Consider the following 21,614-nt stretch of genomic DNA (forward strand, 5'->3'; position numbering starts at 1 on the left):
GATGCTGCCCTTCTGGATCGCCCTGCAGTTTCTCAGCAGCTTGCCGGTGCGCTTGCCGGGCATGCCGGCCCCTGAGCAAATGGGCCGCTCACTGCTGTTCTACCCGCTGGTGGGGCTGCTGTTTGGGGTGGTGCTTTGGGGGGTGAACGCGCTGCTGGCGGGCAGCCCGGTGCTGCTGCACGCGGCGTTGCTGCTCAGCGCCTGGGTGCTGCTCAGCGGCGCCTTGCACCTGGATGGCCTGGCCGACAGTGCCGATGCCTGGCTGGGCGGCTTCGGCGACCGCGAGCGCACGTTGCTGATCATGAAAGACCCGCGCAGCGGGCCGATTGCCGTGGTCACCCTGGTGCTGGTGCTGCTCCTCAAGTTCTGCGCCTTACTGGCGCTGATCGAGCACGGTGACGGGCTGCTGCTGTTGCTCGCGCCGCTGATCGGCCGCGCGGCGTTGCTGGGCTTGTTCCTGTGCACGCCCTATGTGCGCAGCGGCGGGTTGGGCCAGGCCCTGGCGGATCACCTGCCGCGCGGGCTGGGCAAGCTGGTGTTGCTGGGCAGTGCCCTGGCCTGTGTGCTGTTGGCAGGGCTCAAGGGCCTGTGGGTGCTGCTGGTGGCCGCGGTGGTGTTCGCCTGGCTGCGCCACTTGATGGTCCGCCGCTTGGGCGGCACCACCGGCGATACCGCCGGCGCCATGCTCGAGCTGCTGGAGCTGGCGGTATTGCTCGCCCTGGTACTGTGAGCGGCGAATAAAAGCTTGCAGCTGCCCAGGTGCGGGTATATACACGCATTATGTTGACCAGCGAATGCATCTGTACCCACCTGCGTCGCGCCGCCCGTGGGGTGAGCCGACACTATGACGAGGCCCTCGAAGGCTTCGGGATCAACGTCGCGCAGTTTTCCCTGCTACGCCATCTGCGGCGCCTGGATCAACCGAGTATTTCCACCCTGGCCGAGGCCATGGGCCTGGACCGCAGCACCCTCGGGCGCAACCTACGAGTGCTGCAAGCCGATGGCCTGGTGGCTCTGGCCGAAGGGCAGGACCTGCGCAACCGCATCGTGCTGCTGACCGAGCAGGGCAGGGCGCGTCTGCTCGCGGCGGAGCCGGCCTGGGAGCAGGCACAAAGCGGCTTGGTCGAAAGCCTCGGCGAAGGCCGGCGTGACGAACTGGTGCGCCTGCTGGAACTGCTGGCCTGAGCTTTTTACGATTATAAGCGGGTATATACCCGCATAACCTTGCGGCACGGGAGACAACAAAAATGACATCGGTATGGCGAACCAGTGGTTGGATTCTCCTTGGGGCGGCGCTGATCCTGGCGTTGTCGCTGGGTGTGCGGCACGGCTTTGGCCTGTTCCTGGCGCCGATGAGCGCCGATTTTGGCTGGGGCCGCGGCGTGTTCGCCTTCGCCATTGCCTTGCAGAACCTGATCTGGGGCCTGGCCCAACCGTTTGCCGGAGCCCTGGCCGATCGACTGGGCGCGGCCAAGGTGGTGATGGTCGGCGGTATTCTCTATGCCGTTGGCCTGGTACTGATGGGCATGTCCGACTCGGCCCTGACCCTGTCGCTCAGTGCCGGCTTATTGATCGGTATCGGCCTGTCGGGCACCTCGTTCTCGGTGATCCTCGGTGTAGTTGGCCGCGCCGTGCCGCCAGAGAAACGCAGCATGGCCATGGGTATCGCCAGTGCCGCCGGCTCCTTCGGCCAGTTCGCCATGCTGCCCGGCACCCTGGGCCTGATCGGCTGGCTGGGCTGGTCGGCGGCCTTGCTGGTGCTGGGTTTGCTGGTGGCCTTTATCGTACCGCTGGTAGGGCTGCTGCGTGATCGCCCGCTGCCCAGCCACGGCAACGAGCAGACCCTCGGCCAGGCCCTGCGCGAAGCTTGCACCCATTCGGGCTTCTGGCTGCTGGCCCTGGGCTTTTTCGTCTGTGGCTTCCAGGTGGTGTTCATCGGCGTGCACCTGCCGGCCTACCTGGTCGACCAGCACCTGCCGGCGACCATCGGCACCACGGTGCTGGCGCTGGTCGGGCTGTTCAATATCGTCGGTACCTACACCGCCGGCTGGCTTGGTGGGCGCATGTCCAAGCCACGCCTGCTGACCGCCCTGTACCTGCTGCGCGCGGTGGTCATCGTGCTGTTCCTGTGGGCACCGATCACCCAGTTCAGTGCCTACCTGTTCGGTATCGCCATGGGCCTGTTGTGGCTGTCGACCGTGCCCTTGACCAATGGCACCGTGGCCACCCTGTTCGGTGTGCGCAACCTGTCGATGTTGGGCGGTATCGTGTTTCTGTTCCACCAGTTGGGGGCCTTCCTCGGTGGCTGGCTGGGCGGAGTGGTGTATGACCGGACCGGCAATTACGACCTGGTCTGGCAGATTTCCATCCTTCTCAGCCTGCTCGCCGCCGCGCTCAACTGGCCGGTTCGCGAGCGCCCGGTGGCGCGCTTGCAGGCGCAAGCGGCATGAGCCCTGTAGCCGTTCGCACCTTGCTCGGCCTCGCCGCCCTGTTGCTGCTGGCGCTGGCCTGGTGGGGCTGGCATGAGGGTGGCCTGGCGTTGATGCAGTTGGGCATGGGCGTGTGCTAGGAGTAATCTGATTTCTTCAGGGACATTCGAGGGAGAGAGACGATGCGCACACGCTGGATGTTGGTTCCGCTGTTGAGCCTGGCCGCCGCGGCCAATGCCCTGGCCGCCGATTGCCCGGTGCTGCTCGACAGCAAGCTGCCGGAGCTGCGCGGCAAGGAGCAGATCGACCTGTGCCAGCGCTTTGCCGGCAAGCCGTTGGTGGTGGTCAATACTGCCAGCTATTGTGGCTTTGCCCCGCAGTTCGAAGGGCTTGAGAGCGTCTACAAGGAGTACCACGAGCAGGGCCTGGAAATGCTCGGGGTGCCGTCCAACGACTTCAAGCAGGAGGATGCCGATGCCGAGAAAACCGCCAAGGTCTGTTACGCCAACTACGGCGTGACCTTCACCATGACCCAGGCCCAGCCGGTGCGCGGCGCCGATGCCACGCCGCTGTTCAAGGAACTGGCCGCGCAGAGCAGCGCGCCGAAGTGGAACTTCTACAAATATGTGGTCGATCGCCAGGGCAAGGTGGTGGCCAACTTCACCAGCCTGACCAAGCCGGATGATCCGGCGTTCAAGGCAGCGATCGAAAAGGCCATCGCTTCCCAGCCCTGAGCGGTGGTGTCAGTGGCTGGGGTGCACGGTCCAGGCCACCAGCTTGAGCACGATCGGGCGTACCACCAGGACACAGGCAAAGGCTACCGGCATGGCCAGTTGGTAGGCCTTGAGCACGTTGCCCAGGTACTGCTCGTCGATGCCGGCGTTGGCGGCGGTAATCACGAAGCACATCAACAGGGCCATGATCGCCGACATGTAGAAGGCGAACACATAAGGGGTGGCGCGAACGCCGAGCTTGCGGCGGCTGCGGGCGCTGGTCTGGGTGGTCATGCTGATTCCGTTGTAGTGGGTGAGGGCGCAGCCTAACAAGGCTGTCTTCGGCTCGGGTAGACGCCTTGGGCTTAGGTCTTTATAAAGAAGATCTTACGAATACCCGGATCCCCGCCATGAACCTGTTCGGTTCGATCAAGAGTTTCATCAAGGTTGTCGAAGCCGGCAGCATTGCCGGTGGCGCCCGCAGCCTGGGGTTGAGTGCCGCCGCCGTGAGCCAGAACATCGCCCGCCTGGAGGCCCATCTGCAGGTGCGCCTGCTCTCACGCACCACCCGTAGTATGGCGCTGACGCCCAGTGGCAGCTTGTACTACGACAAGGTCAAGCATATCGAGCGCGACCTTGAGCACGCGCAGCAGGCGGTCACCACCCCGGATAGCGAACCCAAGGGGCGCTTGTGCATCGCTTCGTCGTCGGCGTTTGGCCGTCATGTACTGGCGCCGTTGATTCCGGCGTTCAGCGCGCGATACCCACAGCTTTCAATTGAATTGGTTACGAATGATCGGCGGGTCAATCATGCCCAGGAAGGTGTCGATGTCAGCATCCGCATCCAGCCGCAACTCGAAGATGGTCTGCTGGCCCGGCACATTGCCCGGGTGCCGTTCATATGCTGCGCTTCCCCGGGGTATCTGGTAGCGGCCGGCAGGCCACAATCGCCCGAGCAGCTCAAGGAGCATCGCTGCCTGGTGTTTCGTTACCCGGTAGACGGACGCTTTTTGCGCTGGGGCTTCATCCGCGAAGGGCTGCGGTTTGATGCCGAGTTCGGCAATGTGCTGATCAGCGATGACATCGATGTGCTGACCCAAATGGCCGTGCAGGATGGCGGTATCGCCCGCCTGGCCGAGTTCGTCGCCCGGCCCTTGCTTGAGCGTGGCCAACTGGTGGCGTTGTTCGAGTATTCGCAGCCCGCCATGGTCTATGCCCAGACCGAGCCGATGGATGTCTACCTGTGCGTGGCCGACCGCTTTGCCCTGACGCCCAAGGTGCGGGCGTTCATGGAGTACATCCAGCTTGAGGTCGGGCCTGCCTGGCCGGTCCATCAGGCATAAAAAAACCGCCGATGTAGGCGGTTTTTTAGCAGCGCTGCAATCAGAAGCGATAGGTCAGCGATGCGCCAAGACCGTGAGCGCTGTTTTCGTACTTGGCGTTGTACGAACCCTTGGTCGGGCTGGCCAGGTTGACCTTGGTGTCTTCTTCCCACAGGTAGGAGTAAGCCAGGTCGATGGTCATGTCTTCGGTAGGGCTGTAGCCCGCACCCAGGCTGAATACCTTGCGGTCGCCAGTCGGAATGCGTGGCGAGCGGTCGTGGTTGTTGGTCGGCGACTGGTCGACGGTGAAGCCGGTGCGCAGTACCCACTCTTTGTTCAGCTTGTACGAAGCACCGATGGCGTGTGCCCAGGTGTCGTGCCAGTTCTGGTCTTCGTTGATGGTGCCGAACTGGCCGGCGATCGGCGCAGGCACTTCGTTGGTTACGGTGATCGCTTCCAGGCGGCTCCAGCGGGTCCAGGTACTGCCCGCGTAGAGGGTCCACTGGTCATCCAGCTCGTGGGTGACCGAGAAGTCTACCGACTCAGGGGTCTTGATCTTCAGTTCGGCGTCATACTTGCCGCCGCTGAACGGGCCGATCAGGGCCGAGTTGATCTTGGTGTTGCCTTCGAGCTTGTAGTCGACCATCGAGTGGTAGGTCAGGCCCAGGCGGGTCTTGTCGGTGGCTTGCACCATGACGCCGATGTTGTAGCCGACCGCGGTATCGTCACCCTTGATCTTCACTTCGCCGTCGTTGAAGCCCGGGCTGCGTGGGTTGAGGACGTTGGAGCTCAGTTCGCCCTTGATACGGTTGAAGGTCGGGCCGAAACCGATCGAGACCTTGTCGTTGAAGGCATAGCTGACAGTAGGCTGGAAGGTGATGACTTCAACGTAGCTTTTCTTGCCCCAGTAGCGGCTGGCAGCTTCGTCTTCGTATTCGGTCACCAGGCCGAAGGGTGCGTAGACACCGAAGCCGACGGTCCAGTGATCATCGATCGGCTTGACGTAGTAGCCCATGGGCACGCCAACGAACGGCACCATGTCGCCATCGGTGCTGCCACCTGGGCGGCCACCACCGGAAATATCGGACTTGGCGATGACGGCGGCGCCGCCAACGGTGATCTGTTCGCGCTTGAGGCGCGACATACCGGCAGGGTTGCCGAATACGGTGCTGGCATCATCGGCAGAAGAAGAACGACCCGCGAAACCTGTGCCCATGCCGCTGACGCTTTGTTCGTTGAGGGCGAAGCCGCTGGCGAACAGTTGAGTCGAGGCGAGAGTGACGGCGAGGCTGAGAGAGGTTTTGAGCATTACTTTTTTCATTATTAGAACTCCTTGGGATCTCCGGGGCGAAAATTACCAACATTTCGCCCGCAGCGCTATAGGCTGTATCGCAGGAGATAGAGAGGTTTTGTAGGACAATCCGACCAAAATTGCGGAAATTATCCGATTATGGAATGCAGTGACTCTCAGCAGGCCTGAAGAGTCACAGGGGCGACGCAGGTTTGCCAGGCGCAGGTGAAATCGCGCAGGCGACCCTGGGGTTGAAAGGTTTGTCGCCAGATGCGTGCGAGGCCCAGTAAATCGTCGGCGGCGGGCAGTTCAGGGGCCTGTTCTTCGATCAGCATCCAGGCGATGGCGGTGGCGTAGCGCAGGTTGACCGTCAGCTCCAGGTGCGGGCCGCTGAGAAAGGCGTGCTGGCTGGCCAGGCCGCGCACCAGGCTGGCCAGGTCCGGGTCGCGGGCCAGGAACTGGTCCCAGAGGCTTTGGTGGCGTAGCTCGCCGATGCGGTACAGGCCGTGGCCGCGGCGGTCGTGCAGGGCCGAGCCAAGTGCCGACTGGCTGGCGGCGACGCCAAGCAGCAGGGCTTCGGCGCTGGCGCAGTGACGACCCAGGTAGATCAGGGTCGGACGAATGACAAACTGGCTCAACTCGCTCGCGGCGATACCCATGATGCCCTCGAACTTGAAATTGGCCGGCGGACGCTGGAGCTTGGCAGCTGGTGAATCGGTCAGGCCCGCCGGAAGCGGCCTCTGCCGCTTGAGTTGAAGTGTAGTGTCATATTCGCGCTGTAAAGGCCTGTTTTTAAAACATTTGCGGCTTTTAGTTATAAATCATATGCCGTACGGCAATTACCCAACTCCCCTGTAGGAGCGAGCTTGACCCGCGATCCGGCGCATAAGCAACCGGCCTCATCGCGGGTCAAGCCCGCTCCTACAGGCATAAAAAAGCCCCGCCAGAGGGCGGGGCTTGAGCGTTTGCAGCGTCGTGCGGATCAGGCCACCAGGGCCTGACGGGTGCGCTCGATAACGGCCTGCAGCGGCTCGGCTTCGGAGTATTGCTCCGGGTACAGGCGCTCGCTGTGACGGGCAATGCCGTGCTCGTTGACCAGGGTGAAGCTGAAGCCGCCTTTGCGCGACGCCAGGATCAAGCAGTTCAGAGGGGCAAATGCCTGGGAAAGGGTGCGAATGGCAGCCTGAGTATGATTAGCGTGATGCATAGTTATTAGATGTTCCTGCAATAGACACGGTTTTGATCCGTGCACATATAAAACGTTCCAGTAACGCGGGCATTTAAGCCGGTGCGAAGAACCTGACTGGAACAGGGCAGCCAGTTTTGGGCGCATTTATCATGTGGCGCTGGGGCTGACTGGTAGGTACGTCAGAGGACAGGCAACAGCCAGGGTCGGGTTCAATGCCGCTGGGTGAAGATCCTGATCAATCTGCAGGTTGGTTCGGTCAGAGTAAGAAGTGATTTACCTGGGGAACCATCGAGTGGGCCGGTCCTGATTTCAACAGGCCTGTCCGATGTGAGGGGGCAGGGCACTGTAAGGACTGCTTTGGCCAGAATTGACTTTCAGCTTGGTACTAACGGCGGCAAGACTACAGGAGTTTACCGGTTGTGGCAAGCGTTATGGCTTTTCGTCTGGCGAGCCGATCAGTATGTCGCGTTCCGGGCGGTCTGTGAAGTGCTAATTCACCGGGTTTGCAGTGCCGTAAGGCAGGGAACGTGCCAATTTCGTGCAGGGAAATGCCTCGCTTCAGGGCGGTTGTACACACTTGGGGCAGCCTTTGTTACAGCTCTGCAACAAGGCGGCAAGTGGCCGCTAATGACTTGGCCATTGTCTTAAGTCAATGAAAAAAAACACTTATTTGAGCTGGTGAAAAAATCGACAGTTTGACTGAAAGCCCCATTCCATAGGGGTTTGCGGGGTGGTTTAGGGGGTTGTCCACCGAGTTATCCACAGCTTCTGTGGATTGTCCCGAGCGCTTGCTCTAGGACGGGCGTGCCAGCTTTTTACTCACTGTCCGACAATCCTTCGACAGTCTTCTGTCCGGGACAAAATACCCGCGCTGACGTCAAGAAAAAAACACTGAAATATTTTGAAAAAAGTGCAGAAAAGCACCGGGCCATTGTCAGAAAAATGGAGTAGAGTGGCGCGCCTCTCGAGTTGCCTTCGCTGTTTTCTATGAAGTTTCGCTCCAAAACCCTCATTGCCCCTGCTGCCCAGACACCCCTGCCGGAGCCCAAGCGCTTCTCCTTGAAGGTCGCCTTGTGGTTGCTCGACAGCCCGCGTCTGGGTGACAACCCCAACGTCAAGCACTTTGCCGGGCGCCTGCTCAAGCAGCCGGCGCGCCAGGGCGTGGTGGTGGCGCAGAGCCGCCTGGGGCAGATGCTCTGCCGCGATTGCGGCAATGCCCGCGACCGTCGTATCGGCCACGAACTGCTGCGCCAGGCGGCGCGGGCCGGTGATCGCCGGGCCCAGCTCGAATACGGCCGGCTGTGCGCCCTCGGGCAACTGAACGAACCCGCCCAAGGCCGCTATTGGCTGGAGCAGGCGGCGGCCCAGGGCTCGCAGGAGGCGCTGCGTCTGCTCAGGCAATTGCCTGAAGCCTGAATGCGGTGCTCAGGCCCAAGGCTGATAAGCTGAGCCGTTGATCGTTGGCCGAGGGAGATCGGGGTGGCTATGGCAGTGGATCTGACCAGCATTGTGCTGGGTATCGTGGTGGCGGCTGTGCCGTGTCTGGCGCTGGTGCTGCAGGTGCAACGGCGCCTGAGTGTGCGCCAGGCTGACGCGGCGTTACTCGAGGAGCGCTTGAGCAGTGTGCAGTTGGCCCAGGAAGGCCTGCTCGCCCAGCTCGATGCCAGCCGCGACGAAATCAGCGATCTGAGCCAGGCCAACGCTGCCAAGCAGGCCACCCTGGCCGCCCAGGCCCGTGAACTTGAGTTGTTGCAGATGGATCGCGACGAAGCCCGCGACGCCGCCCACGCCTGGCAGCTTGAACGCGCCAGCCGTGAAGCCGAATTGCGCCGCCTCGACGCCCAGAGCGCAGCCCTGGGCGCCGAACTGCGCGAACAGCAGGAAAGCCATCAGCAACGCCTCGACGACCTGCAGGGCTCGCGAGACGAGCTGCGCGCGCAGTTTGCCGAAATGGCCACGAAGATCTTCGATGAGCGCGAGCAACGCTTCGCCCAGACCAGCCAGCAACACCTGGGGCAGTTGCTCGATCCGCTCAAGGAGCGCATCCAGGCCTTCGAAAAACGCGTTGAAGACAGCTACCAGCAGGAGGCCCGCGAGCGCTTCTCGCTGGCCAAGGAACTGGAGCGCCTGCAGCAGCTCAACCTGCGCCTGAGCGATGAAGCCACCAACCTGACCCAGGCGCTCAAGGGCCAGAAGACCCAGGGCAACTGGGGCGAGCTGATTCTGGAGCGGGTGCTGGAGCACGCCGGGCTGGAGAAGGGGCGCGAGTATCAGACCCAGGTCAGCCTCAAGAGCGCCGACGGCGAGCGCTTCCAGCCCGACGTGCTGATCATGCTGCCGGGCGACAAGCAGGTGGTGGTCGACTCCAAGGTCAGCCTCACCGCCTACCAGCAGTACGTTGCCGCCGACGACAGCGAGATCGCCCAGGCCGCGCTCAAGCAGCACGTGTTGTCGCTGCGCAATCATGTCAAAGGCCTGTCCGGCAAGGATTACAACCGTCTCGAAGGCCTGCACAGCCTGGATTTCGTGTTGCTCTTCGTGCCCATCGAAGCGGCGTTTTCGGCGGCCCTGCAGGCCGAACCGAACCTGTTCCAGGAAGCCTTCGACCGCCAGATCGTGATTGTCAGCCCGACCACTTTGCTGGCCACCTTGCGGGTCATCGACAGCCTGTGGAAGCAGGAGCGTCAGAGCCAGAATGCCCGGGAAATCGCCGAGCGCGCCGGCTGGCTGTACGACAAGTTCGTGCTGTTCATCCAGGACCTGGACGAGCTGGGCAACCGCCTGCAGCAGGTCGACAAAGCCTACAGCGCGGCGCGCAACAAGCTCTGCGAGGGCCGCGGCAACCTGATCAGCCGCAGCGAACAGCTCAAGCTGCTCGGCGCCCGGGCGAGCAAGAGCCTGCCTGCCGACCTGCTCGAACGGGCCATGAGCGAAGGCGACCCACTGGCCGCCAGCGCCCTTACTGGACCAGGCTTAGATGCCGATTGAGCAGGGCACGCAGGGCCGCCGGCTTGACCGGCTTGGCCAGGTAATCGAGGCCGGCGGCATGCACCTGGGCAACCATCTCGCTGCGCCCGTCGGCGCTGATCACCACGCCAGGTACCGGCTCACCCAGGCGGGTGCGTAGCCAGGCCATCAGCTCGGTACCGATCTCGCCGTCGTCCAGGTGGTAGTCGACCAGCGCCAGGTGCGGGCGCAGGCCGTTGTCGAGCAAGGCATCGCATTCTGCGCGGTTGCGCGCGGTGGACACCTGGCAACCCCAGCGGCTGAGCAGGCTGTTCATGCCGATGAGAATGCTGTCTTCGTTGTCGACGCACAGCACCTGCAGGCCCGCCAGCGGTTGCCCGGCCTGTTCGGCTGGGCTGGCCACCGCGACCGCCGGCGCTGTGGCCAGCGGCACGCTGACGCGGAACACGCTGCCCTTGCCCGGCCAGGACTGCACCTCAAGCGGATGCCCAAGCACCTTGCACAGGCCGTCGGCGATCGCCAGGCCCAGGCCCAGGCCTTTTTCCGCGCGGGTCTGGTGGCTGTCCAGGCGTTTGAATTCCTCGAAAATCACCTGCAGCTTGTCATCGGCGATACCGCTGCCACGGTCCCACACTTCCAGCCACAAGCGCCCTTGCTGGCGGCGCACGCCGAGCAAAATCGGGCTCTTGCCATAGCGGAAGGCGTTGGTCAGGAAGTTCTGCAAAATCCGCCGTAGCAGTTTCATATCGCTCTGAACCCGCAGGCGGCTGCCGCGCAGGCGGAAATCCAGGCCTTGCTGCTGGGCCAGCACCTTGAATTCGGCGCCGAGGGTGTCGAACAGTTCGTTGAGGGCGAACGGTTTGACGTCCGGGGTGATCTTGCCGTTTTCCAGGCGCGAGATATCCAGCAGGTCGCTGATCAGCTCTTCGGCCGAGCGCAGTGAGCTGTCCATGTGCTGGACCAGTTGCTGGGCATCGGCCGACAAGCCATCGCCTTGATGCGACAGCGCCGCCGAGAACAGCCGTGCGGCGTTCAGCGGCTGCATTAGGTCGTGGCTGACCGCCGCCAGGAAACGGGTCTTGGACTGGTTGGCGGCTTCGGCGTGGCTCTTGGCTTCACTCAGCGCCTGGTTCAGTTGCGACAGTTCATGGGTGCGCTCGGCGACCCGTTGTTCCAGGCTTTCGTTGGCGCCCTTGAGGGCCTGTTCGGCTTCGCGGAACGGGGTAATGTCGGTAAAGCTCATGACAAAGCCGCCGCCGGGCATCGGGTTGCCGATCAGTTCGATTACCCGGCCGTTGGGGAACAAGCGCTCGGAGGTGTGCGCACGCCCCTGGCGCATCCAGTGCAGGCGCCTGGCCACGTGCACCTGGGCCTCGCCCGGGCCGCACAGGCCGCGCTCGGCGTTGTAGCGGATGATGTCGGCAATCGGCCGGCCGACGCTGATCAGCCCGTCGGGGTAGTTGAACAGCTCCAGGTAACGGCGGTTCCAGGCCACCAGTCGCAGCGACTGGTCGACCACGCTGATGCCTTGGCTGATGTTCTCGATCGCCCCTTGCAGCAAGGCACGGTTGAACTGCAGCACTTCCGAGGCTTCGTCGGCGATGCGCACCACGTCCTCAAGCTGCATGTCGCGGCCTTCGATCGCCGCCTTGACCACCGCGCGGGTCGAGGAGGTGCCCAGCACACCGGCGAGCAGGCGTTCGGTGTGCTCGATCCAGTCACCGTCGGCGTTCTGGTTGGGGTTGAAGCCCTTGCCCTGGCGGTAGGCAAAGCGGATGAAGCTTTGCCGTGCGCGCTCTTCACCGACAAAGCGTGCGGCCAGGTGCAGCAGGTCGTCGATCTGTACCGCCAGCAGCGAACGGTTGCTGGGGCGGGCGCTGGTTTGTTGGCCGATGAAACGCCCGGCCTGCCAGTGCTCGGACACCCGCGTGCGCGAGAGGATCGATACCCAGGCGAACAGGGTGAAGTTGCCCGCCAGCGACAGCACCACGCCCTGGGTCAGCGGCGTGATGGGCAGGTTCAGCGGGTTGCCATGCAGCCAGGCCAGGCCCGGGAACAGCTCCAGCGACCAGCCCAGGCTATGGGCGGCAATCGGCAACACCAGGGTGTAGAACCACAGGAACACCCCGGCGGCCAGGCCCGCGAACACCCCGCGGCGGTTGGCCTGCTTCCAGTACAAGGCGCCGAGCATCGCCGGGGTCAGTTGGGTGACGGCGGCAAAGGCCACCTGGCCGATGGTCGCCAGGCTCGCGGTGGAGCCGAGCAGTCGATAGCTCACATACGCCAGCAGAAGGATGACCACGATGGTCACCCGGCGTACCGAGAGCATCCAGTGGCGGAAGGCTTCGAACGGCCGCTCGGCGTTGTTACGGCGTAACAGCCAGGGCAGCAGCATGTCGTTGGAGACCATGGTCGACAACGCTACGGCTTCGACGATGACCATGCCGGTGGCCGCCGAGGCGCCGCCGATAAAGGCCAGCAACGCCAGCGCCGGATGCGCTTCGGCCAGCGGCAGGCTGATCACGAAAGAGTCGGGCAGCACCGAGTCAGGCAGCAGCATTTGCCCGGCCAGGGCAATCGGCACCACGAACAGCGCGGCGAGAATCAAGTACATCGGGAACACCCAGCGCGCCAGGCGCAGGTCCTGGGGTTCGATGTTCTCCACCACGGTGACGTGGAATTGGCGTGGCAGGCAGATGATCGCCATCATTGCCACGCCGGTCTGCACGATCATCGACGGCCAGTTGATGGTCTCGTTCCAGAAGCCTTCCAGGCGCGGCGCCAGTTGCGCCTTGCTGAACAGGTCTTCGAAGCCGTTGAACAGGCCGAAGGTGACGAAGGCGCCGACGGCGAGGAACGCCAGCAGCTTGACCAGCGATTCGAAGGCAATCGCCAGGACCATGCCGCGGTGGTGTTCGGTGACGTCCAGGCTGCGCGTGCCGAAGACAATCGAGAACAGCGCCAGTACCAGCGACACCACCAGCGCGGTGTCCTGCACGCGGCTGCCGGTGGCGTCGGCGCCGGCACCGATCAGCAGGTTGACGCCGAGCACGATGCCCTTGAGCTGCAGGGCGATGTACGGCAGCACGCCGATCAGGCAAATCAGCGCCACCACCACCGCCAGGCTCTGGGATTTACCGTAGCGGGCGGCGATGAAGTCGGCGATCGAGGTGATGTTTTCCTGTTTGCTGATCAGCACCATCTTCTGCAGCACCCAGGGGGCGAACAGCAGCAGCAATACAGGACCCAGGTAGATTGGCAGGAACGCCCAGAGTTGTTCGGCGGCCTGGCCGACCGCGCCGAAGAAGGTCCAGCTGGTGCAGTACACCGCCAGCGACAGGCTGTACACCCAGGCACGCAGGCGCGGCGGCAGCGGTGTGCTGCGGCGATCGCCGTAGAAGGCGATGGCGAACATGATGGCCATATAGGCCAGGGCGACCACGGCGATCAGCCCACTGGACAGCGACATGACAACTCCGAAACAAAAGGGTGATTCAGCCTGACAGCGAACCTCGATCAATCAGTCTGGCACGCCGCCGAGGCTTCGTCAGCGCCGACGATGGTCGCAGTGGCAGAGCGTCGCAGGTCTTAGCCGGGCAGGGCCAGCTCAAGCAGGCCGTGGAGCTGTTCCAGCGTCGGTGGCGCTTCGGCGAACAAGGTGCGGTAGACGGTCGGCGCGACCAGCAAATCCAGCAGGCGCTCGATGTCTGGCAGGGCCTCGCCGCGTGCTTGGGCGCGGTCGAGGATGACCTGCAACTGCCCACGCAGGATGTTGGTGCAGTAACCCGGGCAGGCGCTGCTGAGTACGTCGCGCATCAGGTTGCGACCAGGTTCGGAGGTGATTTCGTCGAGGTACTGCTCGGCCCAGGCGCGCAGGTCGCTGCGCAGCTCGCCGGTGTCGAGCGGCGCCACGTCGGGCAGCACACGCTCGACGGCGACATCGGCCAGCAAGGCTGCGAGTTCCCCCCAGCGCCGGTAGATGGTCGAGGGCGTGACGCCGGCGCGGGCGGCAATTTGCGGCACGGTCAGGTTCGCGCGGTCCTGCTCGTTGAGCAGTTCGCGTACCGCCGCATGTACCGATGCCTGCACACGGGCGCTGCGACCACCCGTGCGGATACCTTCTTTAATCGCCATCGGTCGACCTTAACACAAAGGGTTTGCGTTAAGGAATGAAGGCGGTCAGACTGCGCAAAAGCTAAATAATTGCTTTAGCGGAGTCCTGACCATGTTTGCCTTGTTCAAAGCCCCGGCCTCGCGGCGTTTTCGCCTGGTGCTGCTGGCGATTGCCCTGCTCGGTTTTCTCGCCGCGTCGAGCACTCCGACACCCTTGTATCACCTGTACCAGCAAGCCTGGCAGTTTTCGGCGGTTACCCTGACGCTGATTTTCGCCGTGTATGCCGTCAGCTTGCTGGCGGCGTTGTTGACGGTTGGTTCGCTGTCGGACTACCTCGGGCGGCGGCCGTTGATCTTCACCGCGCTGGTACTGGAAAGCCTCTCCATGCTGTTGTTCCTGCAGGCCGACAGCGTCGGTTGGTTGATCGCCGCGCGAATCCTGCAAGGCTTTGCCACCGGCATGGCCACCAGCGTGCTGGGGGCGGCGTTGCTTGATATCGACCGCGAGCAGGGGCCGCTGGTCAACAGCCTGACGCCCTTGCTCGGCATGGCCAGCGGCGCGCTGGGTACCGGTTTGCTGGTGGAGTTTGCGCCGTGGCCGCTGCGTTTGGCGTACTGGCTGCTGCTGGGGCTGTTCGTGACCCTGGCGTTGCTGGTGTGGCGTTTGCCCGAGAGCGTCAGCCGCCAGCCCGGCGCCCTGGCATCCTTGCGCCCGGCCCTGCATGTGCCGCCCCAGGCGCGGGCCGCGGTGTGGCGGATGTTGCCGGTGAACGTTGCCGGTTGGGCGCTGGGTGGGTTCTTCCTGTCGCTGGCACCGTCACTGGCGCGCGAGGCCACCGGGGCGACTTCGAACCTGGTGGGCGGCGGGCTGGTGGCGGCGTTGACGGTGACCGGCGCCATGGCGATCTACACCCTGCGGCTGCGCCCGGCCGGGCAGATCCTGCGCCTGGGCACTGTGGTGTTGCCGGTCGGGATGCTGTTGATCCTGCTGGCGTTGCACCGGGGTGAACTGGGGCTGTTCTTCATGGCCACGGTGGTCACCGGTGTCGGCTTTGGCGCCAGCTTCCTGGGTGCACTACGCAGCATCATGCCGCTGGCCGAGGCCCACGAGCGCGCCGGGCTGATGGCGACCTTCTATGTGTTGAGCTACCTGGCGTTCTGCGTGCCGGCCATGCTGGCCGGGTGGATGGTACGCAGCTTCGGCCTGGTGCCCACCGGCGAGGTGTATGCCTTGGGGGTGATCATTTTGTGCGCCGTTGCGGCGGTTCTGAGTTTGCCGCTGCGGGCTTTGTCCCGCGGCTGACTGTATTGCCCCGCGATGCTTTAATTCGGCGCTCGCCGAGCCCCCAGGTAATAAAACAGTGCCGCCAGCAACACCGAAAGAATCAGCAGATAAAAAGTCGCCGTCGGCACCAGGTGTGCCAGGGCGAAGCCGCAGATCACCGGGCCCAGCGCCGCGCCGAGGTTGGACAGGTTCTGCGCGCCGTAATACACGCCGCGCAGATGCTCCGGGGCGATGCTGTCGATGAACATGTACTCGGCGGGGATGACGATGATCTCGCCGAGGGTGAACACCAGCATCGCCAGGCACCAGACCAGCAGTGACTGGGCCAGCGAGAAGCCCAGCAGGCCGACCAGGAACAGCGCCATGCCGGCCATCAGCCAGGGCATCAGCTGGCGGCTGCTGATGCGCCGGCCGATCACGTACTGCAGGGCTATCACCGTCACGGCGTTGGTGGCTACCAGATAGCTGATGTAGCGCGCTGCCTCGCCGGCGCTGCTGGTCACCACCAGGTACTGCGACAGGTAGGCGGTGAATTGGCCGAAGACCACGGCGCTGAGGGCGCCACCGAGGGTGAAGCAGACCAGCCGGCGGTCTTTGACCAGTTGCACGCCAACACTGAGAAACCCGGCCTGTGCGCTGCCCTCGACCCGCGCCCGCGCCCGCGCCCGCGCCGCGCGCTCGCCCCAGCGCTGGTAGCTCAGGCACATGGCCAGGCCCAGCAGTGCCGAGAGCAAGAACGGCAGGTGATCATCCAGCAGCACCAGCGCTACGCCCACAAACGGCCCGACCGCGTAGGCGACGTTGCTCAGGGTGTACTTGATCGAGAACACCTCGCTGCGCTCTTCCAGCGGCAGCAGTGCGCAGAAGCCAGCCTTGGCGGCGATGTCGACCACCGCCAGGGCCAGGTTGATCAGCACCAGGCAGGTAAAGAACAGGCTCAGCTCGCGGCTGACCACCGCGCCGATGAAGGCCAGGGTAAAAGTCAGGGTCGCGACGATGATCACCGTGTAGCTGCGCAGGGTATCGATCAGGTAGCCGCCGTACAGGCTCAGCAATGAAGCGACGATCAGCGCGCCACCAATCATCAGGCCGATGCCGCTGATGTCCAGGGCGAAGTTCTGCGCCAGGTAGACCACCAGGTAGGGCAGGGTGATTGCACGAGCGAGGGTGAGGATGAAGGTCGTCGCCAGCAGCAGGCGAACCTGCGCCGAGTAGCCTTTGATAGCGGTGAGCATTGGTTAACCACGTCCTTGTTGTTATCGGTGCCGAGCATACGCCGCGCGCCAGGATATTTGTATATCTGTAAAACCGATAACAGATAGAGAAAATACCCGTTATATAGATATATTTTCCCGGCCTAAGATGGACTCAACCTCACCGGAGGACAGGAGAATCCATCATGCCCTGCAGCCAAACCCGCACCTCGCCGTTACGCCCGCTGAGCCAGCTGGCGCATCCGCGTGAAGTGATCCGTCAGTTCACCCCCAACTGGTTCGCCGCGACCATGGGCACCGGCGTGCTCGCCCTGGCCCTGGCACAGGTCGATGTACCAGGCTTGCATCGCCTGGCCGAATCGCTGTGGTTGCTGACCATCGGCCTGTTCGTGCTGTTTACCCTGCTGTACACCGCGCGCTGGGTAATGTTCTTTGACGAAGCGCGGCGAATCTTCGCCCATTCCACCGTGTCGATGTTTTTCGGCACCATCCCCATGGGCCTGGCGACCATCCTCAACGGCTGCCTGGTGTTCGGTATCAACCGCTGGGGCGAGGGCATCCTGCCGTGGGTCGAGGCGCTGTGGTGGTTCGACGTCGGCCTGGCCCTGCTGTGTGGCGTGGCCATTCCTTACCTGATGTTCACCCGCCAGGAGCACAGCATCGATCAGATGACTGCAGTGTGGTTGCTGCCGGTGGTGGCGGCGGAGGTTGCCGCGGCCACCGGTGGCCTGCTGGCACCGCACCTGGTGGATGCGCACACGCAGTTTCAGGTGCTGATCACCAGCTATGTGCTGTGGGCGGTGTCGTTGCCGGTGGCGTTCAGCATCCTCACCATCCTCATGCTGCGCATGGCCCTGCACAAGTTGCCGCAGGCCAACATGGCGGCGTCGAGCTGGCTGGCCCTTGGGCCGATCGGTACCGGTGCCTTGGGCATGCTCCTGCTCGGTGCCGATGCCCCGGCGATCTTCGCCGCCAACGGCCTGGGCAGCCTGGGGGAAATCGCCCGTGGCCTGGGCCTGATTGCCGGCATCGTGCTATGGGGGGCGGGCCTTTGGTGGTTGCTTACCGCCGTGCTGATCACCCTGCGCTACATCCGCCACGGCATGCCGTTCAACCTCGGCTGGTGGGGTTTTACCTTCCCGCTGGGTGTGTACACCCTGGCCACCCTGAAACTGGCGGCCTGGCTGGGTTTGGGGTTCTTCCATGACATGGGCATGCTGCTGGTGGTAGCACTTGCGGCGCTGTGGCTGCTGGTGACGGCCCTGACCCTGCGCGGCGCCTGGCATGGCGAGCTGTTCGTGTCGCCGTGCATTGCCGGGCTGAACAAGTAGATTGCATTTACCTGGGTGTTTGTGGCTTTGTGCGGCCTGCGCGTATCCAATAACAAAGCCCCACTCAGGTACACGGACGATGAGTCAATCTTCACAATTCAGCCTGCTTGGCAAACGGCGCTTCCTGCCGTTCTTCGTCACCCAGTCGCTGGGTGCGTTCAATGACAACCTGTTCAAGCAGTCGGTCATCCTGCTGTTTCTCTATAAGCTCGCCAGCGCCCACGGCCACGACACTGCCATCTGGGTCAACCTCTGCGCCTTGATGTTCATCCTGCCGTTCTTCCTGTTCTCGGCGCTGGCCGGGCAGTTTGGCGAGAAGTACGCCAAGGATGCGTTGATCCGCGTGATCAAGCTGGCCGAAATCGCGATCATGGCGGTCGGAGCCATTGGCATCATGACCCAGATGCCCGGGCTGATGCTCCTGGCCTTGTTCGGCATGGGCACTCACTCGGCGCTGTTCGGCCCGGTGAAGTACTCGATCATGCCCCAGGCCCTGCGCGAGGAAGAGTTGGTCGGTGGTAATGGCCTGGTGGAAATGGGCACGTTCCTGGCGATCCTGGCCGGCACCATCTGTGCAGGGGTGCTGATGTCCAGTGCCAATTACGGTGCTTGGGCCGCGTCGGCGGTGGTGCTGGTGGCGGTGCTGGGCTACCTGGCCAGCCGCGGCATTCCACGTGCCGCCGCATCCACCCCGGAGCTGAAAATCAACTGGAACATCGCCAGCCAGACCCTGGCCACCCTGCGCATGGGCCTCAGGCAGACGCCTGCGGTGTCGCGCTCGATCGTCGGCAACTCGTGGTTCTGGTTCGTCGGCGCGGTGTACCTGACGCAAATCCCCGGTTACGCCCAGCAATGGCTGCATGGCGACGAGACCGTGGTCACCCTGATCCTTACCCTGTTCTCGGTGGGCATCGCCGTCGGTTCGCTGCTGTGCGAGCGCATGAGCGGGCACAAGGTGGAAATCGGCCTGGTACCGTTCGGCTCCTTCGGCCTGAGCCTGTTCGGCCTGCTCTGGTGGTGGCATTCCGGCGAAATCCTGCCGGCGGCTGCGTCTTATGACTGGCTGGCGGTGCTGGGCATTGGCCAGGCCTGGTGGGTGTTGGGATCTATTCTGGGGTTGGGCGTGTTTGGCGGCTTTTATATTGTGCCGCTGTACGCGCTGATCCAGTCGCGTACCCCGGAGGATCAACGCTCGCGGGTGATTGCCGCCAACAACATCCTTAATGCGCTGTTCATGGTGGTGTCGGCGATTTTCAGCGTGGTGCTGCTGAGCTTCCTTGAGCTGACTATCCCGCAACTGTTCCTGGTGGTGTCGCTGCTCAATATCGCGGTGAACTTCTACATCTTCCGTATCGTTCCCGAGTTCACCATGCGTTTCATGATCTGGCTGCTCAGCCATTCCATGTACCGCGTCGAGCACCGCGACCTGCAGCAGATTCCTGACCAGGGCGCAGCGCTGCTGGTGTGCAACCATGTGTCGTTCGTCGATGCGCTGCTGATCGGTGGCGCGGTGCGTCGGCCGATTCGCTTCGTCATGTACTACAAGATCTACCGTTTGCCGGTGCTCAACTTTATCTTCCGTACCGCCGGGGCGATTCCGATTGCCGGACGCAGTGAAGATGCCCAGACCTACGAGCGGGCGTTCAAGCAGATCGCCGCTTACCTGGCGGATGGCGAGCTGGTGTGCATCTTCCCCGAAGGCAAGCTGACCAGTGACGGTGAAATCGACGAGTTCAAGGGCGGCCTGAGCCGGATCATCGAGCAGACGCCGGTGCCGGTGATTCCGATGGCATTGCAGGGCTTGTGGGGGAGTTTCTTCAGTCGTGATCCGGCCAAGGGTTTCTTTCGCCGCTTGTGGTCGCGGGTGACCCTGGTGGCCGGTTCTGCCGTTCCGGTGGAAGCGGCAGAACCGGCAATCTTGCGTGAGCGGGTCAGCGCCTTGCGCGGCGAGTCACGCTGAAGGGGCGGGGCGGGGTCAGCTGGCGCTGACCTTGAGCCCGACCAGGCCGCAGATGATCAGCGCGACGCTGACCAGGCGCACCAGGGCCATGGATTCGCCGAACAGGATGATCCCGGCGATGACCGTGCCGACGGCGCCGACGCCGGTCCAGATGGCGTAGGCGGTGCCCAGCGGCAGCTCCTTCATGGCCAGGCCCAGCAGGCCGAGGCTGATGACCATGGCGCCGACGGTGAGTACGGTGGGCAGCGGGCGGGAAAAGCCGTCGGTGTATTTCAGGCCGACGGCCCAGCCGACTTCGAACAGGCCGGCGAAAAACAGGATGATCCAGGACACTCAGAGTCTCCATCAAGTGATGGGGCCGTCCCCGGAATGGTCACGCGGTGCGTCGTGAGGCCGTCCTCACAGGGGGCACAAGCTATCAGTTGCAAGCTGCAAGCTGCAAGCAAAGGCAGCGCGCGCGTGGCTGTTGCTCTTTCTTGCAGCTTGAAGCTTAAAGTCAGATCCCCTGCGGAATCTCTTCCCCACCCAACGCCTCGAACAGCGCCGGCAGGAACTCGCCAAAGGTCAGCATCATCAGGGTAAAGCTGGCATCGAGCTGGCCCAGGGCCTCGTCGCCGCCGTCTTCTTCGGCCTGGTCCTGCAGCAGTTCTTCAAAGCGCAGGCGCTTGATGACCATCTTGTCGTCGAGCACGAACGACAGTTTGTCCTGCCAGGCCAGCGACAGTTGCGTGACCACCTTGCCGGTGCCCAGGTGCAGCTGGATTTCGTCGCTGGTCAGGTCCTGGCGCTTGCAGCGGACGATGCCGCCATCTTCGTGGGTGTCGCGCAGTTCGCACTCGTCCAGTACATAGAAGTCAGGGGCGGCTTGCTGGGTCTTGACCCAGTCGGTCATGGTCGCGCTCGGAGCGATCTTCACCGTCACCGGGCGCACTGGCAGCGAGCCCATGACTTCACGCAGGGTCGACAGCAGGTCTTCGGCACGCTTGGCGCTGGCCGAGTTGACCAGGATCAGGCCTTGCTTGGGGGCGATGGCGGCGAAGATCATCGAGCGGCGAATAAAGGCGCGCGGCAGGAAGGCCTGGATGATCTCGTCCTTGATCTGGTCGCGCTCCTTCTTGTAGACCTTGCGCATCTGCTCGGCTTCGATCTCGTCGATCTTCTCTTTAACCGCATCGCGCACGACGCTGCCCGGCAGGATGCGTTCTTCTTTACGTGCGGCAATCAGCAGGAAGTCGCCGCTGACATGCACCAATGGCGCGTCTTCGCCTTTGCCGAACGGGGCGACGAAGCCGTAAGTGGTCAACTCCTGGCTGGCGCATGGGCGAGCCGGCTTGCTGGCCAGAGCGGTTTCCAGTGCCTCGGGGTCGAACGGGATGTCCTGGGTCAGGCGGTAGGTCAGCAGGTTTTTGAACCACATGGGGTGAATCTCTCCTCAACACATAAGGAGGGCATTAAACTCCGAGCGGGCGCTTCAGGCCAAGCACCGCTAAGTCTTTGGAACGCCTGAAAAATTTTTTTTAAAAAGTGCTTGCCAGAGTGTGCGGTGCTCCGTAGAATGCGCGCCACACCGAGACGAAGGGTGATTAGCTCAGCTGGGAGAGCATCTGCCTTACAAGCAGAGGGTCGGCGGTTCGATCCCGTCATCACCCACCACTTCTCAGTGTATCGCGCAGCGGTAGTTCAGTCGGTTAGAATACCGGCCTGTCACGCCGGGGGTCGCGGGTTCGAGTCCCGTCCGCTGCGCCATATTTAGCTTCAGGGCCCACTGAACACCCTGAAGCCACAAAGAAAGCGACCTTA

Annotated in this window: 20 protein-coding genes and 2 tRNA genes; 13 read left to right on the forward strand and 9 right to left on the reverse strand. The window is 63.2% G+C overall.

Annotated elements, in window-relative coordinates:
• Position 1: 1 nt before the first annotated feature.
• The 5 genes from F8N82_RS04115 to F8N82_RS04135 all read left to right on the forward strand — a co-directional run bounded on the left by F8N82_RS04115 (position 2) and on the right by F8N82_RS04135 (position 3,163).
• Positions 2-730 (forward strand): adenosylcobinamide-GDP ribazoletransferase, encoded by a 729-nt coding sequence (locus F8N82_RS04115; protein ID WP_038993937.1) that lies wholly within the window; start codon positions 2-4, stop codon positions 728-730.
• A 50-nt stretch (positions 731-780) separates the two neighbouring features.
• Positions 781-1,185 carry a MarR family winged helix-turn-helix transcriptional regulator gene (locus F8N82_RS04120; RefSeq protein WP_038993938.1) on the forward strand — a complete coding sequence of 135 codons (405 nt, stop codon included), beginning with the start codon at positions 781-783 and terminating at the stop codon, positions 1,183-1,185.
• A gap of 62 nt (positions 1,186-1,247) precedes the next feature.
• Complete coding sequence (locus F8N82_RS04125) at positions 1,248-2,450, forward strand: MFS transporter (RefSeq protein ID WP_038993939.1); 1,203 nt, start codon at positions 1,248-1,250, stop codon at positions 2,448-2,450.
• Entirely contained in the window at positions 2,447-2,569 is a 123-nt protein-coding gene (locus tag F8N82_RS04130; RefSeq protein WP_256584435.1) for a hypothetical protein, read from the forward strand. Before F8N82_RS04125 ends, F8N82_RS04130 begins: the two co-directional genes overlap by 4 nt.
• A 42-nt stretch (positions 2,570-2,611) precedes the next feature.
• Positions 2,612-3,163 carry a glutathione peroxidase gene (locus F8N82_RS04135; RefSeq protein WP_038993940.1) on the forward strand — a complete coding sequence of 184 codons (552 nt, stop codon included), beginning with the start codon at positions 2,612-2,614 and terminating at the stop codon, positions 3,161-3,163.
• A gap of 9 nt (positions 3,164-3,172) precedes the next feature.
• Here F8N82_RS04135 and F8N82_RS04140 read toward each other — a convergent pair whose 3' ends face one another.
• The gene (locus F8N82_RS04140; RefSeq protein ID WP_038993941.1) at positions 3,173-3,436 is read right to left on the reverse strand and encodes a DUF2798 domain-containing protein; all 264 of its coding nucleotides are present in this window, start codon (positions 3,434-3,436) and stop codon (positions 3,173-3,175) included.
• 116 nt (positions 3,437-3,552) lie between these two features.
• Between F8N82_RS04140 and F8N82_RS04145 the strand changes: the two genes are divergently transcribed.
• A complete protein-coding gene (locus F8N82_RS04145; protein WP_038993942.1) occupies positions 3,553-4,485 on the forward strand; it encodes a LysR family transcriptional regulator in 933 nt (310 codons plus the stop codon).
• A gap of 40 nt (positions 4,486-4,525) precedes the next feature.
• On the opposite strand, the gene F8N82_RS04150 is transcribed toward F8N82_RS04145, so the two are convergent.
• The 3 genes from F8N82_RS04150 to F8N82_RS04160 all read right to left on the reverse strand — a co-directional run bounded on the left by F8N82_RS04150 (position 4,526) and on the right by F8N82_RS04160 (position 6,962).
• Positions 4,526-5,785, reverse strand: coding sequence for an OmpP1/FadL family transporter (locus tag F8N82_RS04150; RefSeq protein WP_038993944.1), 1,260 nt, complete (start codon positions 5,783-5,785; stop codon positions 4,526-4,528).
• A 146-nt stretch (positions 5,786-5,931) separates the two neighbouring features.
• Complete coding sequence (locus F8N82_RS04155; protein ID WP_038993945.1) at positions 5,932-6,414, reverse strand: hypothetical protein; 483 nt, start codon at positions 6,412-6,414, stop codon at positions 5,932-5,934.
• Positions 6,415-6,737: 323 nt separating this feature from the next.
• Positions 6,738-6,962 carry a hypothetical protein gene (locus F8N82_RS04160; protein WP_038993946.1) on the reverse strand — a complete coding sequence of 75 codons (225 nt, stop codon included), beginning with the start codon at positions 6,960-6,962 and terminating at the stop codon, positions 6,738-6,740.
• A gap of 969 nt (positions 6,963-7,931) precedes the next feature.
• On the opposite strand from F8N82_RS04160, the gene F8N82_RS04165 reads away from it, so the two are divergent.
• Both F8N82_RS04165 and rmuC read left to right on the forward strand, forming a co-directional pair.
• A complete protein-coding gene (locus tag F8N82_RS04165) occupies positions 7,932-8,360 on the forward strand; it encodes a tetratricopeptide repeat protein (protein WP_038993947.1) in 429 nt (142 codons plus the stop codon).
• Positions 8,361-8,429: 69 nt separating this feature from the next.
• Positions 8,430-9,932, forward strand: coding sequence for a DNA recombination protein RmuC (gene rmuC, locus F8N82_RS04170; protein ID WP_038993948.1), 1,503 nt, complete (start codon positions 8,430-8,432; stop codon positions 9,930-9,932).
• Here the strand turns inward: rmuC and F8N82_RS04175 are convergent.
• Both F8N82_RS04175 and F8N82_RS04180 read right to left on the reverse strand, forming a co-directional pair.
• Positions 9,904-13,380 carry a PAS domain-containing hybrid sensor histidine kinase/response regulator gene (locus tag F8N82_RS04175; protein WP_038993949.1) on the reverse strand — a complete coding sequence of 1,159 codons (3,477 nt, stop codon included), beginning with the start codon at positions 13,378-13,380 and terminating at the stop codon, positions 9,904-9,906. The genes rmuC and F8N82_RS04175 overlap by 29 nt on opposite strands.
• A gap of 119 nt (positions 13,381-13,499) precedes the next feature.
• Positions 13,500-14,045, reverse strand: a complete 546-nt coding sequence (locus F8N82_RS04180; protein WP_038993950.1) for a TetR/AcrR family transcriptional regulator — start codon at positions 14,043-14,045, stop codon at positions 13,500-13,502.
• A 91-nt stretch (positions 14,046-14,136) separates the two neighbouring features.
• On the opposite strand from F8N82_RS04180, the gene F8N82_RS04185 reads away from it, so the two are divergent.
• On the forward strand, positions 14,137-15,327 hold the full coding sequence (locus F8N82_RS04185; RefSeq protein ID WP_038993951.1) for an MFS transporter: 1,191 nt from the start codon (positions 14,137-14,139) through the stop codon (positions 15,325-15,327).
• Positions 15,328-15,347: 20 nt separating this feature from the next.
• Here the strand turns inward: F8N82_RS04185 and F8N82_RS04190 are convergent, their stop codons facing one another.
• The gene (locus tag F8N82_RS04190) at positions 15,348-16,544 is read right to left on the reverse strand and encodes an MFS transporter (protein WP_038993952.1); all 1,197 of its coding nucleotides are present in this window, start codon (positions 16,542-16,544) and stop codon (positions 15,348-15,350) included.
• 164 nt (positions 16,545-16,708) lie between these two features.
• Between F8N82_RS04190 and F8N82_RS04195 the strand changes: the two genes are divergently transcribed.
• Together F8N82_RS04195 and F8N82_RS04200 are read left to right on the forward strand one after the other, a co-directional pair.
• Positions 16,709-17,854: a TDT family transporter gene (locus F8N82_RS04195; protein ID WP_038993954.1), complete on the forward strand. Its 1,146-nt coding sequence runs from the start codon at positions 16,709-16,711 to the stop codon at positions 17,852-17,854.
• A 79-nt stretch (positions 17,855-17,933) separates the two neighbouring features.
• Complete coding sequence (locus F8N82_RS04200; protein WP_038993956.1) at positions 17,934-19,814, forward strand: MFS transporter; 1,881 nt, start codon at positions 17,934-17,936, stop codon at positions 19,812-19,814.
• A gap of 15 nt (positions 19,815-19,829) precedes the next feature.
• On the opposite strand, the gene sugE is transcribed toward F8N82_RS04200, so the two are convergent.
• A complete protein-coding gene (sugE, locus tag F8N82_RS04205; RefSeq protein WP_038993957.1) occupies positions 19,830-20,147 on the reverse strand; it encodes a quaternary ammonium compound efflux SMR transporter SugE in 318 nt (105 codons plus the stop codon).
• A gap of 163 nt (positions 20,148-20,310) precedes the next feature.
• The gene (rdgC, locus tag F8N82_RS04210) at positions 20,311-21,231 is read right to left on the reverse strand and encodes a recombination-associated protein RdgC (protein WP_038993958.1); all 921 of its coding nucleotides are present in this window, start codon (positions 21,229-21,231) and stop codon (positions 20,311-20,313) included.
• 160 nt (positions 21,232-21,391) lie between these two features.
• On the opposite strand from rdgC, the gene F8N82_RS04215 reads away from it, so the two are divergent.
• A tRNA-Val gene (locus F8N82_RS04215) sits at positions 21,392-21,467 on the forward strand.
• Between the two features lie 16 nt (positions 21,468-21,483).
• Positions 21,484-21,560 (forward strand) — tRNA-Asp (locus tag F8N82_RS04220).
• Positions 21,561-21,614 lie beyond the last annotated feature (54 nt).

Source organism: Pseudomonas fluorescens, assembly GCF_902497775.2.
Classification (GTDB): Bacteria; Pseudomonadota; Gammaproteobacteria; order Pseudomonadales; family Pseudomonadaceae; genus Aquipseudomonas; species Aquipseudomonas putida_F.

Bases quoted from the DNA above. Each gene is read 5' to 3' on its own strand.
- rmuC (WP_038993948.1), top strand. From the start codon at position 8,430: ATGGCAGTGGATCTGACCAGCATTGTGCTGGGTATCGTGGTGGCGGCT.
- F8N82_RS04150 (WP_038993944.1), bottom strand. From the start codon at position 5,785: ATGAAAAAAGTAATGCTCAAAACCTCTCTCAGCCTCGCCGTCACTCTC.
- F8N82_RS04180 (WP_038993950.1), bottom strand. From the start codon at position 14,045: ATGGCGATTAAAGAAGGTATCCGCACGGGTGGTCGCAGCGCCCGTGTG.
- F8N82_RS04140 (WP_038993941.1), bottom strand. From the start codon at position 3,436: ATGACCACCCAGACCAGCGCCCGCAGCCGCCGCAAGCTCGGCGTTCGC.
- rdgC (WP_038993958.1), bottom strand. From the start codon at position 21,231: ATGTGGTTCAAAAACCTGCTGACCTACCGCCTGACCCAGGACATCCCG.
- F8N82_RS04125 (WP_038993939.1), top strand. From the start codon at position 1,248: ATGACATCGGTATGGCGAACCAGTGGTTGGATTCTCCTTGGGGCGGCG.
- F8N82_RS04200 (WP_038993956.1), top strand. From the start codon at position 17,934: ATGAGTCAATCTTCACAATTCAGCCTGCTTGGCAAACGGCGCTTCCTG.
- F8N82_RS04190 (WP_038993952.1), bottom strand. From the start codon at position 16,544: ATGCTCACCGCTATCAAAGGCTACTCGGCGCAGGTTCGCCTGCTGCTG.
- F8N82_RS04160 (WP_038993946.1), bottom strand. From the start codon at position 6,962: ATGCATCACGCTAATCATACTCAGGCTGCCATTCGCACCCTTTCCCAG.
- F8N82_RS04120 (WP_038993938.1), top strand. From the start codon at position 781: ATGTTGACCAGCGAATGCATCTGTACCCACCTGCGTCGCGCCGCCCGT.
- F8N82_RS04130 (WP_256584435.1), top strand. From the start codon at position 2,447: ATGAGCCCTGTAGCCGTTCGCACCTTGCTCGGCCTCGCCGCCCTGTTG.
- F8N82_RS04165 (WP_038993947.1), top strand. From the start codon at position 7,932: ATGAAGTTTCGCTCCAAAACCCTCATTGCCCCTGCTGCCCAGACACCC.
- F8N82_RS04185 (WP_038993951.1), top strand. From the start codon at position 14,137: ATGTTTGCCTTGTTCAAAGCCCCGGCCTCGCGGCGTTTTCGCCTGGTG.
- F8N82_RS04115 (WP_038993937.1), top strand. From the start codon at position 2: ATGCTGCCCTTCTGGATCGCCCTGCAGTTTCTCAGCAGCTTGCCGGTG.
- F8N82_RS04175 (WP_038993949.1), bottom strand. From the start codon at position 13,380: ATGTCGCTGTCCAGTGGGCTGATCGCCGTGGTCGCCCTGGCCTATATG.
- F8N82_RS04195 (WP_038993954.1), top strand. From the start codon at position 16,709: ATGCCCTGCAGCCAAACCCGCACCTCGCCGTTACGCCCGCTGAGCCAG.
- F8N82_RS04135 (WP_038993940.1), top strand. From the start codon at position 2,612: ATGCGCACACGCTGGATGTTGGTTCCGCTGTTGAGCCTGGCCGCCGCG.
- F8N82_RS04155 (WP_038993945.1), bottom strand. From the start codon at position 6,414: ATGGGTATCGCCGCGAGCGAGTTGAGCCAGTTTGTCATTCGTCCGACC.
- F8N82_RS04145 (WP_038993942.1), top strand. From the start codon at position 3,553: ATGAACCTGTTCGGTTCGATCAAGAGTTTCATCAAGGTTGTCGAAGCC.